Genomic DNA, 15,041 nt, shown 5'->3' with positions numbered 1-15,041 from the left:
CCCGGAAGTGAAGGTGCGTAATTAAGTTGCGCACTGTTCGCCAGACAACGGAGGCGCTCGCGGAGGTACCATCGAACGGTCTGGTCAGGGCCCGTTTTGCTTCGGATCGACCTAGTTGAGTCGCAATGTTTGCGGAAATGTAACCAACCAAAGTGGCCTTCTGCCAAGGACGTTGGATGTGACACAAATCCAAAACGTCGGCAATCCGGTTGATGCGACGCTCCGAATCATAGGGCGTGGATCACGTCCTACAGCTGGCGCGCGCGCTTGCTGGGGTGGTGCTCGGGGAGTTGCGTCAACAGCGGCAGAACGGAGTGATTGATGAGTTCATTGGCCACGGATCGCGTCGACCAATGTTCATCCGGCGAATTCTCTGCACAACCGTTTGCTCTGTCACCCGCACAGACTGCCCTCTGGTACGCGCAGCGCATTCGCCCCGACGTACCGTTGACGATCTCCCAGTACGTCGAGATACACGGCGACTTGGACGAGGGGCGGCTGCTGTACGCGATCGAGCGATTCGGTGCGGAGACCCAAGTTGGTCAAGTTCGCATGGTGGAGATAGATGGCACTCCGTATCAGATCGTGGATCCGGTGCACCGGCCGGGCTGGGTCCGCATCGACCTGCGTGGCGAGGCCGATCCGTACGCGGCGGCGTTGCGCTGGATGCACGAGCACACGAGTTCGCCCATCGATCTGGAACGCGACCCGCTGACCTCCAACGCGGTTCTGCGAATCGGAGACTCCGACTACCTCTGGTACTCGTTCGCCCACCACATCGTCATCGACGGCTACGGCGCGATGAACGCGCTCACCCGCACGGCGGAGATCTACACCGCGCTGGAGAATCGAACCGAGCCGGTCGCGTCCCGGGCGACCTCCCTGGCCGAGATCTACGCCGACGAGGCGCGCTACCACGACTCCAGCCGGTTCCAGAACGATCGCGAGTACTGGCTCGGGCAACTGTCGGGCGTGGGCGAGCCGGTGAGCCTGGGCGGCGCCCGCCTCGGCACCACCACCCATGACGCGGGCCGCAGGCTGGCCACCGCCGTGCTGGACGACGATCACCACGCCGCGATCGAGGCGGCGACCAGCGCGTGGAACACCACCGACTCGGCGGTGTTCGTCGCCGCGCTGGCCGCGTACGTGCGGTCGGTGACGGGCAACTCGGACGTGGTCCTGAGCCTGCCGGTCTCGGCGCGCACCACGGTGTCGCTGCGCCGCTCGGCGGGCGTGATCTCCAACGTCGTGCCGATCCGGCTGCGATTCGACGAGGCGACCACGATCGGCGACCTGGTGAAGGCGGCCGAGTTGCAGATCACCGGCGCCTTACGTCATCAGCGCTACCGCCACGACGACATCCGGCGCGACAGCGGCTACTCCCGGGACGCGCGCGGATTCTTCGGCCCGATGGTCAACCTGATGCTGTTCCACGACGAACTGCGTTTCGGCAGCCTGGTCGGTTCCATGCACGTGCTGGCCACCGGCCCGGTGGAGGACCTCTCGGTCAACGTCTACAACGGCGCGGGCGGCCGCCTGCACGTCGACTTCGAAGCCAACCCCCGCCTCTACGGCGAGGCCGAAGTGAGCGTGCACCATGCGCGCTACCTGGACTTCCTCGGCCGGTTCCTGGCCGCCGATCCGCTGTCGGCCGCCGAGTCCCTCGGCGCGATCACGCACGCCGAGCGGGAACAGGTCCTGCACGGCTGGAACGCCACCACGGCGCCACGGCAAGACGGCACGCTCGCGAGCCTCTTCGCCGAGCGCGTCGCGTCGGACCCGGACGCGGTCGCGCTCGAGTTCGGTGCCGAGGCGCTGACCTACGCCGAACTCGACGCCCGCGCCAACCGCCTGGCCAGGCTGCTGATCGCGCGCGGCGCCGGACCCGATACGACGGTCGGTCTGTGCCTGCGCCGCAGCCTCGACCTGGTGGTCGGCATGTACGCCATCGTCAAGGCGGGAGCGGCGTACCTGCCGCTGGACACCGAGCATCCGGCCGAGCGGATCGGGCAGATCGTGCGTCAGGCCGAACCGCTGTGCGTGCTCACGGCGTCCCGCGACGATGTCGAACTGCCCGCGACCGTCTCCCGGCTGGAGATCGACACCGCCCGGGTCTCCGGATTCGACGACGCGCCGATCACCGACGCCGACCGCAAGGCCACACTGCGTCCCGATCACCTCGCCTACGTCATCTTCACCTCGGGTTCGACCGGAAAACCCAAGGGCGTCGGCGTAACTCATGCCGCGATCGTCAACCGGCTGCGCTGGATGCAGCACGAGTATCCGCTCACCCCCGGTGACGCGGTGCTACAGAAGACCCCGGCCACCTTCGACGTCTCGGTGTGGGAGTTCTTCTGGCCGTTGCAGATCGGCGCTCGTTTGGTGATCGCCGCCCCGGACGGGCACCGCGACCCGGCCTACCTCGCCCGGATCATCTCCGAAAAACGGATCACGACAGCGCATTTCGTGCCGTCCATGCTATCGGTGTTCGTCACCGAGGCCGATCTGAGCGGCTGCGCCTGCCTGCACCGGGTGTTCTGCAGCGGTGAGGCGCTGCCCGCCGCCACCGTGCGGGAGTTCTACGCGGCCTTACCGGCCGCCGAACTGCACAATCTGTACGGCCCGACCGAGGCCGCCGTCGACGTCACCTACTGGGCGTGCCCGCCCGACGCGAGCGTCGTGCCGATCGGTTCGCCGGTGTGGAACACCGAGACCTATGTGCTGGACGACCGGTTGCAGCCCGTCCCGCCCGGCGTGGTCGGCGAACTGTATCTCGCCGGAGTCCAGCTGGCTCGCGGCTACCTGAGGCAACCGTGGCTGACCGCGGACCGTTTCGTGGCGGATCCGTTCACCCCGGGTGCCAGGATGTACCGCACCGGTGACCTGGCGCGCTGGCAGATCGGCCGCTCCGGCGGCGAGCCCGGTGTGCTGGAATACCTGGGCCGCAGCGACTTCCAGGTCAAGATCCGTGGCCTGCGCATCGAGCTCGGCGAGATCGAGGCCGCACTGCTCGACGACCCGAAGGTGGCTCGCGCGGTGTGCGTGGCGCACACCGGACGCACCGGTGACGAGCTGGTCGCCTACGTGGTCGCGGCGAAGCACGAGGACGACGACGCTCCGCTGGACACGGCGGCGCTGCTGACCGCGCTGCGGCACACGCTGCCCGGGTACATGGTGCCCTCCGCGCTGATGGAACTCGACGAGCTGCCGCTGAGCGCCAACGGCAAGATCGATCGCAAAGCGCTGCCCGCTCCCGCGCCGAGTGTGCGGTCGATCCGGCCGATCGCCGAGCCGCGCACCGAGGTGGAGCGGGTCCTCGCGGGCATCTTCGCCGAGGTGCTCGACACCGAGGTCGGCGTCGAGGACAACTTCTTCGATCTGGGCGGCAACTCGCTCATCGCCGCGCGGGCGGTGTCCAGGATCAACGCCGCGCTCGGCACCGCCCTGACCATCCGGGATCTGTTCGAGGCCGCGACGATCGACGCGCTCACCCGTCGCTTCGCCACGCAGACCGCCGACGTCTCCTCGCCCCGGCTGGCGCCCGCCGAACGACCCGAGCGGATCCCGCTGTCGCAGGCACAGCAGCGGCTGTGGATCCTGAACCGGTTCTCCGAGCATGCCGCCGCGTACAACATGCCGCTGGCGGTGGCGGTGGAGGGACCGCTGGATGTGGCCGCGCTGCGGGCGGGTCTGGTGGACGTCATCGAACGGCACGAGAGCCTGCGCACCACCTTCCCGGAGTCGCCGGACGGGCCCTACCAGCTGATCCACCCGGCCGAGGCGATACCGCTGACGCTCGACCCGATCGATGCGGCCGAATCCGACGTGGCGGAGCTGGCGACCGAATTCGCCGGGTACGGGTTCGATCTGCGCCGCCAGGCCCCGATCCGGGTGGCGCTCTACCGCACCGGTCCGCAGCGGCACGTCTTCCTCATCGTGTTGCATCACATCTGCGGTGACGGGTGGTCCATCGCACCGCTGGCCAAGGACCTGATGACGGCGGTGGCCGCGCGCGCGAACGGTGTCGCGCCGCAGTGGACGCAACTGCCGGTGCAGTATGCCGATTTCGCGCTCTGGCAGCGCGAACTGCTCGGCGACGAGTCGGACCCGGGCAGCGCGCTCAGCAGGCAGCTCACCCACTGGCGCTCGGCGCTGGCCGGCCTGCCCGAGCAGCTCGACCTGCCGCTGGATCGCCCGCGCCCGCTACGCAGATCGACCGTCGGCGGCCGGGTCGAGTTCGCCATCCCGGCCGAGATCCGCCGGGGCGCGATCGAACTCGCGGCCAGCCGGGGCGTGAGCATGTTCATGGTGCTGCACGCGGCGCTGGCGACGTTGCTGTCGCGGCTGTGCGCGAGCGATGACATCGCGATCGGCACCCCGATCGCGGGCCGCTCCGATCCGGCGCTCGACGATCTGGTCGGCATGTTCGTCAACACCCTCGTCCTGCGCACCGCGGTCGACCCGGCGGTCGGATTCGACCGCATGCTCGATGTGGTGCGCGAGACCGATCTCAACGCCTTCGCCAACGCCGACGTGCCGTTCGAGCGGCTTGTCGAGGTGGTCAACCCGGAGCGATCCCCGTCGCGGCACCCGTTGTTCCAGGTGATGCTGTCCTACGACCACGCGCCGGACCTGCGGATCGATCTGCCCGGGGTGCGCGCCGAAGTGCTGCCGATCGCTTCGGACGTCGCCAAGTTCGATCTGCAGCTGGTCGTCCACGACGACTCGGGCGACGGCCCGCTGTCGGCCGAATTCGGTTACACCACCGACCTTTTCGACCAATCCACGGTGCAGTCGTTCGCCCGCCGGTTCATCGCGGTGCTGGCGGGCGGCGTGGCGGCCCCTGAGCTTCCGGTGGGCGACCTGCCGATCCTGGACCGCAGGGAAACCGAGAACCTCGTGCCCATCGCGGGCGCGCCGGCCGAGCCGCCGATCACCTTGGCCACCTTGCTCACCGCCACCGCGCGCCGGCTGCCGGACGCGGTGGCGGTGCGCTACCTCGGCGCCGACACCACCTACCGCGAACTCGACGAGCGCTCGAACACGCTGGCGCGCGCCCTCATCCAGCACGGCGCCGGGCCCGAGACGGTCGTCGCGATCGCGCTGCCGCGCGGTCTCGACGCGATCACCGCGATCTGGGCCGTCGCCAAAACCGGTGCGGCCTATGTGCCCGTCGACCCGAACTACCCGAGCGAGCGCATCGCGCACATGATCGGTGACTCCGGCGCGATGCTCGGCCTGACCGACTCCGATTGCCTGGCGGCCCTGCCCGCCTGGCCCTCGCGGGGCAAGCACCGCAAGGGTCGGGCCGACTGGCTGGTCCTGGGCTCCGGCGAACTGACCGCAGCGTCGTCGGGCCGCCCGGCGGACCCGATCACCGACGACGAGCGCCACCACCCGATGCGGGTGAGCCACCCGGCCTACCTCATCTACACCTCCGGGTCCACCGGCATGCCGAAAGCGGTCGTGGTGACCCACGCGGGCATCGCGTCCCTCGCCGCGGAGCAGAACTACCTGTTCGGCATCTCGGACGCGGCGCGTACGCTGCATTTCTCCTCGCCCAGTTTCGACGCCTCGGTGCTGGAGATGCTGCTCGGCTTCGCCGCGGGCGCCACGATGGTGATCGCCCCCTCGGGCATGTACGGCGGCGCCGAGCTGGCCACACTGCTGCGCGATGAGCGGGTCACCCACGCCTTCGTCACTCCCGCCGCGCTGGCCACCGTGCCGAACGAGGGGCTCGACGAGCTGGAGACGGTCATCGTCGGCGGTGACGCCTGCTCGGAGGAACTCGTCGAGACCTGGACCGCCGGGCATCGCATGCACAACATGTACGGTCCCTCGGAGGCCACCGTCGCGGCGACCGCGAGCCGGCCGATGGAGCCGGGCCGCCCGGTGCCGCTCGGTTCGCCCGTCCGCGGCATGCGACTGTTCGTGCTGGACAACCGTTTGCACCCGGTGCCGCCCGGCACGCCGGGCGAGCTGTACGTGTCGGGTCCCGGCGTGGCCCGCGGCTACCACGGACGTTTCGCCCTGACCGCGCAGCGGTTCGTGGCCAACCCGCACGGCAGGCGCGGGGAGCGGATGTACCGCACCGGCGATCTGGTCGTCGTGGAGCGGACGGGGCAGCTGCGGTTCCTCGGACGCGCGGACGACCAGATCAAGATCCGCGGCTTCCGCATCGAACTGCGCGAGATCGACAACGTGCTGCGCCTGCATCCGGGCATCCGGTTCGCGCTCACCGTGGTGCACACCGACGAGCACGGTCAGGTACGGCTGGCGTCGTATGTCACGGCCGACCGGCCGGTCGAGACGCGGGCCGTGCTGGAGACCGCGCGCAGGCAGCTGCCCGGCTACATGGTGCCCGCCTCGGTGGCGGTGCTCGACGAGATCCCGGTCACGCCCGCGGGCAAGCTGGATCGAAAGGCGTTGCCCGCCCCGGTGTTCGCGGCCGCGGGAACCTCCCGCCCGCCGCGCACCGCGCTGGAGCTGGGCGTGGCAGGCGTGTTCGGCGGGGTGCTCGGACGCCCGGTCCTCGGAGCCGAGGACAGCTTCTTCGATCTGGGCGGCAACTCGCTGCTGGCCACCCGGCTCGCCGCCGCGGTGCACGCGGAGTTCGGTGTGGAGCTGCCGGTGCGGTCGATCTTCGAGGCGCCCACGGTCGCCGGGATCGCCGGGCAACTGGATCGAGCGCCCCGGACGCAGCGGCCGGCGCTGGCGGTGCGGACACCGCGTCCGGGACGTATTCCATTGTCGCTGCCGCAGCAGCGTTTGTGGTTCCTCAACCGATTCGCGCCCGAATCGAGTGCCTACAACATCGCTTTCGTGATCCGCGTCGCCGGTGATCTCGACGTGCCCGCACTGCGCGAAGCGCTCGCCGATGTGCTGCGGCGGCACGAGGTGCTGCGCACCGTCTTCCCGGAAGACGCCGAAGGCGCCCAGCAGGTGGTCCTGCCGGTCGAGCGCGCACTGCCGGAGGTGGCGGTCACCGACATCGACGACTCCGGCGCGAAGGCCGCGCTGGAAGCGCTGGCGCACACCGGGTTCGACCTCACCGGCGAGCCGCCCCTGCGACTGTCGCTGCTGCGCACCTCGCCCGATCGCTACCTGCTCGGTGTCGTGCTGCACCACATCGCCGCCGACGGCTGGTCGCTCGGCCCGCTGACCGGTGACCTGGCCGCCGCCTATGCGGCACGGCACGAGGGCGCGGCGCCGTCGTGGACGCCGCTTCCGGTGCAGTACGCCGATTTCGGACTCTGGCAGCGTGCCTGCCTCGGTGAGGAGAGCGATCCGGACAGCGCCGCGGCGACCCAACTGGAGTACTGGCGCACCGCGCTGGCCGACCTCCCCGACCAGCTGCCGCTGCCCTATGACCGGCCGCGGCCCGCTGAGCCGACCCAGCAGGCCGGGACGGTGCGTTTCACGGTGCCGGAACAGGTGCAGCGCGAACTCGCCGCACTGGCCCGCGAGCGCGGCGTCAGCAAGTTCATGGTGCTGCGTTCGGCGTTCGCGGTGCTGTTGCGCTGCGTCACCGGTGGTCGCGACATCGTGATCGGCACCCCCGTGGCGGGGCGCACCGACACCAAGCTCGACCGATTGGTCGGCATGTTCGTGAACACGTTGGTGCTGCGCTCCGACGTGGATCCGGATCGCAGCTTCACCGACCTGCTGCGTGCGGATCGGGACACCGAGCTGGCCGCGCTGGCGCATGCCGACATCCCGTTCGAGCGCATCGTGGACGAATTCGGCGCCGAAGCCCGCTCCTCGGGCAGGCACCCGCTGTTCCAGGTCGCACTGAGCGTGCAGGAAGGTCCGGCGCCGACGCTGGAACTGCCCGGTCTCGCACTGCGCGCGGAGCCGCTGGACATCGCGTCCGCGAAGTTCGATCTGGAGCTGCGCGTCGCGAACGACACCGGCCGACCGGGGTCCATCGCGGGCGAGGCGGACAGCGTTTTCGAATTCGTCTACGCCGCCGAGCTTTTCGACGCGATGACGATCGAGACGCTGGCGGACCGATTCTTGCGCGTGCTCGCCGCCGTCACCGGCGACCCGCGCGTGCTGATCCGCGACGTCGACGCGCGCACCGACCACGAGCGCCGTACCCTCGCCCCCGCACGGGGCGGCCAGGCGGCTCCGCCGTGCACGCTGGCCGAGTACTTCACCGCGACCGCGCAGCGGTATCCACACCACACGGCGCTGTGCGCGGGCACGACGTCACTCACCTATGCCGAGCTCGACCGGCGCTCGAATCGCCTGGCGCGCGCGCTGATCGCGCGCGGACTCGGGCCGGGGACGCGGGTGGCGCTCGGGCTCACCCGCTCGATCGACTCGGTGGTGGCGATGCTGGCGGCGGCGAAGTCCGGCGCGGCGTTCGTCCCGGTGGACCCGAAGTACCCCGCCGACCGCATCCGGCACATGCTCGCCGACTCCGGTTGCGCGATCGGCGTCGCGATCACCGCGCATGTGGAGCACCTGCGCGAGGGCGCCCCGGCGGGTCGCGACATCGAGTGGTTGCTGCTGGACCGTCCCGAGTTCGCCGCCGAACTCGAAGGCCACGACGACGCGCCGATCCACGACCACGAGCGTTCGCGCGTCATCCAGGTGGCCGATCTGGCCTATCTGATCTACACCTCGGGTTCGACCGGAACGCCGAAGGGCGTCGCGGTGACCCACAGCGGTCTGGCCAACCTGGCCGAGGAGATCCGCGACCGCATCGGCGTCGACGAGCATTCCCGCACACTGCACTTCGCGACGCCGAGTTTCGACGCGGCGATCCTGGACCTGCTGATCGCGCTGGGGGCGGGCGCGGCGATGGTGATCTGCCCGACCGACATCTACGGCGGTGACGAGCTGGCCGCGCTGATGGAACGCGAGCGCGTCTCGCACGGCTTCATGACCCCGGCCGCACTGGCCACGATCGACCACGAACGCTGGCCGCTGCCGCATATGCGGGCGCTCATGGTCGGCGGCGAGGCGGTGGCGCCGGACCTGGTGTCGCGGTGGGCGCCGGGACGGGTGATGTGCGATGTGTACGGGCCCACCGAGACCACGGTGGTCATCACCATCTCCGGCCCGATGCGCGTCGGCGACCCGATCACCATCGGCACGCTGGTGCGGGGCGCCCGGGCATCGGTGCTCGACGAGCGGCTGCGCCCGGTACCGGTCGGCGTCCCCGGCGAGTTGTACCTCTCGGGGCATGGCGTCGCGCGCGGGTACTTCGACCGGTTCGGCCTCACCGCAACACGTTTCGTGGCCGATCCGCACGGCCCCGCCGGCGCCAGGATGTACCGGACGGGTGACGTGGTGCGCTGGAACGCCTCGGGCGAGCTGGTCTACCTCGGGCGCAGCGACCACCAGGTGAAGCTGCGCGGTTTCCGTGTCGAGCTCGGCGAGATCACGGCAGCGCTCGGCGAACACCCGTCGGTGCGATTCGCGCACACCGAGGTGCGCCGCATCGCGGGCGCCGACCGGATCATCGCCTTCGTCCAGCCCGCCGACCGCGCGGCCGGGGTGGACACCGAAGCGCTGCGCGCCTTCGTCGCGCGCAGGCTGCCCACCCACATGGTGCCCTCCGGTGTCACCGTGCTGGATACCATCCCGCTCACCCCCGTCGGGAAGCTGGACGTCAGCGCGCTGCCCGAACCGCAGTCCGTCGGCGATTCCACCGGTCGTGCGCCCCGGACCGACGCGGAGCGCTTGGTCGCCGCCGTGATGGGCGAGTTGATCGGGGCCGAGGGCGTGCACGCCGACGACAACTTCTTCGACATCGGCGGCAACTCGTTGCTGGCGACCCAGCTCGTCGCGCGGCTGGCCGCCGCGACGAACGTGCGGCTCGCCGTGCGCGCCGTGTTCGCCACGCCTACGGTCGCCGGACTCGCCGAGCTGCTGGACACGGGTGCCGTGTCCGACGCGGACCGCCCCGCGCTGGTGCGCAGGGAGCGCCCGCAGCGCATACCGCTGTCGGCCGCGCAGCGGCGGCTGTGGTTCCTCAATCGGTTCAACGCTGGCGGGTCGAGCGGGGGACAGTCGGCGGGCGCCTACAACATCCCGCTCGTGCTGCGCATGACCGGCGATCTGGATGTCGGCGCGCTGGTCTCGGCGCTGCGTGCGGTGCAGGTCAGGCACGAAACCCTGCGCACGGTGTTCCCGGAGACCGACGGCGCACCCGCCCAGGTCGTGCTCGACCCGGCCGAGGCGGCGATCCCGCTGGCGCGGATGACCGCGCGTCCGGAGGAGATCGAGACCGCCGTACGGCGTTTCGTCGCGCCGGGCTTCGATCTGGCCACCACCGTGCCGATCCGCGCGGCGCTGATCTCGGTGCCGACCGGCGCCGACGAACCGGCGCGGCATGTGCTCGTCGTGGTCGTGCACCACATCGCGATGGACGGCTGGTCGCTCGAGCCGATGGCCGCCGACGTCGCGGTGGCCTACCGCGCGGCCTGCGGCGGCGGCGCACCGGACTTGCCGGAGCCGGAGGTGCAGTACGCCGACTACACCCTCTGGCAGCAGGACGTGCTCGGCAGTGAGGACGACCCGGACTCGGCGGTGAGCGCGCAGCTGGCCTACTGGCGGCAGGCCCTGGACGGCATCCCCGAGTTGCTGACCGTGCCCGCCGACCGCCCGCGCCCGCCCGCTCCGTCCTACCGGGGCGGCACCGTCGACTGCGCGGTGGACCGGGTCACCCACCGCGAGCTGCAGACGATCGCGGGCAGCAACAACGTCAGCCTGTTCATGGTCCTGCACGCCGCGCTCGCGGTGCTGCTGCACCGGATGACCACCACCGACGACATCACCGTCGGCACCCCGATCGCGGGCCGCGGTCATCCCGCGCTGGACCGGCTGGTCGGCATGTTCGTCAACACGCTCGTGCTGCGCACGCGGATCGACCCGGGCGCCCGGTTCACCGACTTGCTGCACGCGGTGCGCGAAACCGACCTGGACGCCTTCGCCCACGCGGACCTGCCGTTCGAGCGTCTGGTGGAGGTGCTCAATCCGGCCAGGTCCCAGGCGCACCATCCGATGTTCCAGGTGATGCTCTCGGTCCGCAACGAGCCGGTCGGCGGGCTGGACCTGCCGGGGATGCGCATCGAGGCCGCCGACATCGACACCGGGATCGCGAAGTTCGATCTCCAGTTCACCCTCACCGAAACGCAGACCGCGCACCGCGATCCGGCCGGCATCACGGTGTCGGTGAACTACGCGCGGGATCTGTTCGACGAGCCGACCGCCCAGCGGCTCGGCAAGCGCCTCGCCCGGCTGCTCGCCGCGATCGCCGCGAACCCGACCACCCCGGTGGGCGATCTGGAGCTGCTCGACGCCGCCGAATGGTCGGGGCTGGCTCCGGTACGCGGAGGGAAACCGGACCGGCCGATCACCTTCCCCGAGGTGTTCGAGCAGGCCGCGAGCGTCGACCGCGCCGCCGTCGCCCTGGTCTCCGACGGCACCGAGGTCACCTATGACGCCCTGGATCGCTGGACCAACCGGCTGGCGCGGGTGCTCATCGCCCGTGGCGTCGGCCCGGAAACCCTGGTGGCACTCGGTATCCCGCGATCGATCGAGTCGGTGGCGACGGTGCTCGCGGTGGCCAAGGCCGGGGCGGCGTTCGTGCCGGTCGACCCGTTGTACCCGCAGCAGCGCATCACGCACATGCTGTCGGATTCCGGTGCGGCGCTGGGTATCACGCTGGCGGGTTACCGCGGCGAGCTGCCCGGGGGCACGGAATGGATCGTGCTCGACGATCCGGCCTTCCGCGCGTGGGTGCTCGACGCGCCGGACGCGCCGATCGCCGACACCGAGCGCCTCGCTCCACTGCGAATCGACAACCCGGCGTACGTGATCTACACCTCCGGCTCCACCGGCACACCGAAGGGCGTGATGGTCACGCACGGCGGATTGTCGAACTTCGCCGCCGAGACCGCCCACCGGTTCGACGTCCAGCCGGGATGCCGCGTGCTGCACTTCGCCACCCCGAGCTTCGATGCCGCGATGCTCGATCTGCTGCTGTCCCTCGGCGGGGCGGCGACCCTGGTGATCACGCCCGGCGGCGTGGTCGGCGGCGACGATCTGCGGCAGGTGTTCGCCGCGGAACGGATCACCCACGCGTTCATCACCACCTCCGCCCTCGGCACGGTCGACCCCACCGGGCTGCGCGAGTTGCAGCACGTGCTGGTCGGCGGTGAAGCGCTGCCGCCGGACCTGGTGACCAGGTGGGCGCCCGGCCGCAGCCTGTACAACGTTTACGGCCCCACCGAGACCACCATCGTCACGGTCATCTCCCAGCCGATGACACCCGGCGAGCCGATCACCATCGGCGGACCCATCCGTGGCGTGAACGCGGCGATCCTGGACGCGCGGCTGCATCCGGCTCCGCTCGGGGTGACCGGTGAACTGCACCTGGCCGGTGACGCGCTGGCCCGCGGCTACCTGAACCGTCCGGGATTGACCGCACAGCGGTTCGTCGCCAATCCGTTCGGCAAGCCGGGGGAGCGGATGTACCGCACCGGCGATCTGGTGCGCTGGTGGGCCGGGTCGCGCGACCACGGGGCGGCGGGGGATGCCGCGCCGGAGATCGAGTACGTCGGCCGCACCGACCACCAGGTCAAGATCCGCGGCTTCCGCATCGAACTCGGCGAGGTCGACGCCGCGCTCGCCCGCCACGGCGCGGTGGCGTTCTCGACCACCATCGGGCATCGCACCCCGGCCGGCGCGACCGTGCTGGTGTCGTATGTGAAGGCGCGCGACGGGGTGACGCTCACCGCGGCCGAGTTGACCGGGCACCTGACCGGATTGATGCCGAACTACATGGTCCCGCAGTCGATCATGTTGCTCGACGAGGTGCCGCTCAGCCCGGTGGGCAAGCTGGATCGCGCGAAGCTGCCGGAGCCGGTGTTCACCGCGGGCGAGGGTTACCGCGCACCGTCCACCCCCGCGGAGGAGGCGCTGTGCGCGGCCTTCGCCGAGGTACTCGGTGTGGAGTCGGTGGGCGTCGACGACGGCTTCTTCGAACTCGGCGGCAACTCGCTGCTGGCCACGAAAGTGGTCGCGCACGTGCGGGAGGCGGGCATCGATCTGCCGGTGCAGTTGATGTTCGGCGACGCGACGCCCGCGGCGATCGCGGCGCGGCTGGACGGTGCGGACGCGTCCTCGGGCAGCGCGGTGGCGGCGATGCTCGCGCCGGTGCTGCCGATCCGGCCGAGCACCGCGGCGAGTCAGGCGCCGCTGTTCTGCGTGCATCCGGCGATCGGATTGGCATGGTGCTACTCGGGGTTGCTCGCGCACCTCCCCGCGGACCGGCCGGTATACGGCTTGCAGGCTCCGCACGTCGCGGGGGAGGACAGCTACGAGTCGATCGCCGAGGCCGCGGGTCACTACGTGGCCGCGATCAAGCAGATCCAACCGGAGGGCCCCTACCACTTGCTCGGCTGGTCGCTCGGCGGGCTGATCGCCCACGAGATGGCGGTGCAGCTGCAGGAGGCGGGTGAGGAGGTCGCCTTGCTGTCGATGATGGACAGCTACCGGCTGTCCGACGAATTGCTCGCGCACGCGACCCCGAGCGTCGCCGAGATCGTCGGAGAATTCGGCAACGACGACCTCGATGGCGAGATCGATCCGGACATGAGCCTGCGGGACGCGGCCGAACTGCTGCGCGCCCGGTCCGGGCCGTTCGCGGCGCTGACCGTGGAGCATCTGGAGCGGCTCTACGCGGGCTACGAGAACGGCACCGTGCTCGCGCACAGCTTCCGGCCCCGGCCGTTCGACGGCGATTTGCTGTTCTTCACCGCGGGCGACGACCCGGTCAACCGGAACGACCCCGACCGGCGCGCCGACGCCTGGCAGCCGCACGTCACCGGTGCCGTCCATGACCACGAGCTGCGCTGCGCGCACTCCGCGATGACCACCCCGGACGCGCTGGCGGTGATCGGGCCGGTGCTGCGGAGGTGGCTGGAGACGAAGGAGACGCCCAGGTGAGCTTCGCGGTGGAGGTAACCGGCCTGGTGAAGAACTACGGCCGGGTCCGCGTGCTGGACGAGGTCAACCTACGAATCCCCACCGGCACCGTGATGGGCCTGCTCGGCCCGAACGGCGCGGGTAAGACGACGACCGTGCGGATCGTCACCACGCTGCTGAAACCGTCCGCCGGGTCGGTGCGGGTAGCGGGCATCGACGTGCTGCGCGATCCCGCGGCGGCGCGCAAACGGATCGGCCTGTCCGGCCAGTACGCCGCCGTCGACGGCAACCTGTCCGGCTACGAGAACCTGCGCATGGTGGCCCGGCTGTACGGCATGTCCCAGCGCCAGGCGTCGGCGCGGGCCACCGAACTGCTCGGCGTCCTCGGGCTCGACTACGCCGCGCACCGCAGGGCCGGAACCTACTCCGGTGGCATGGCCCGGCGGCTCGACCTCGCCGGTGCGCTGGTCGCCCGGCCCGCCGTGGTGGTGCTGGACGAGCCGACCACCGGTCTGGACCCGCGCGGCAGGCTGGACATGTGGCGGGTGATCGGCGAGCTCGTCGACGACGGGACCACGGTGCTGCTCACCACGCAGTATCTCGAAGAGGCCGACCTGCTGGCCGACCGCATCACCGTCATCGACCACGGGCGGGTCATCGCCCGCGGATCGGCCGACGAGCTGAAGACCTCGATCGGTGGCGACCGCCTCACCGTCACCCTGGCCGCCGGGCAGGCCGCCGAGCCCGCGCTGGTCGTGCTGGCGCAGATCGGCGTCGGCGAGCCCGGTCACGAGGCGGGCACCGACGAGGTGTCGGTGGTGGTCGGCGACGGTTCGCGCACCATGGTGGAGGCACTGCGCAGGCTCGACGACGCGGGTGTCTGCGTGGTCGACGCGAACGTGCACCGGCCGAGCCTCGACGACGTATTCCTTTCCCTCACCGGCAAACCGGGCAGCGCGCCCGCCACGGAACCGGAGACCGACGACGTACAAGAGGAGATCATGTCGTGAGCACGGCAATGGTGGGGGAGGCCACCCCGAAGGCGGAGCCGGAGCCGAGAAACGCCGCCGCGCAGCCGAATTCCGCCCCGCGCCTGC

General features: G+C 70.7%; 2 protein-coding genes. Both read left to right on the top strand.

Annotated features, from left to right (window positions below):
• Nucleotides 1–321: 321 nt before the first annotated feature.
• Nucleotides 322–13,965, top strand: a complete 13,644-nt coding sequence (locus ABZ803_RS01975; RefSeq protein ID WP_357031490.1) for an amino acid adenylation domain-containing protein — start codon at nt 322–324, stop codon at nt 13,963–13,965.
• The gene (locus tag ABZ803_RS01970) at nt 13,962–14,954 is read left to right on the top strand and encodes an ATP-binding cassette domain-containing protein (RefSeq protein WP_357031487.1); all 993 of its coding nucleotides are present in this window, start codon (nt 13,962–13,964) and stop codon (nt 14,952–14,954) included. Before ABZ803_RS01975 ends, ABZ803_RS01970 begins: the two co-directional genes overlap by 4 nt.
• Nucleotides 14,955–15,041: the final 87 nt, after the last annotated feature.

Source organism: Nocardia sp. NPDC047648 (assembly GCF_040642815.1).
In the GTDB taxonomy this organism is placed as follows: Bacteria; Actinomycetota; Actinomycetes; order Mycobacteriales; family Mycobacteriaceae; genus Nocardia; species Nocardia gamkensis.
The sequence above is the reverse complement of the archived record's forward strand: the minus strand, read 5'-3'. Positions and strand labels throughout refer to the sequence as shown.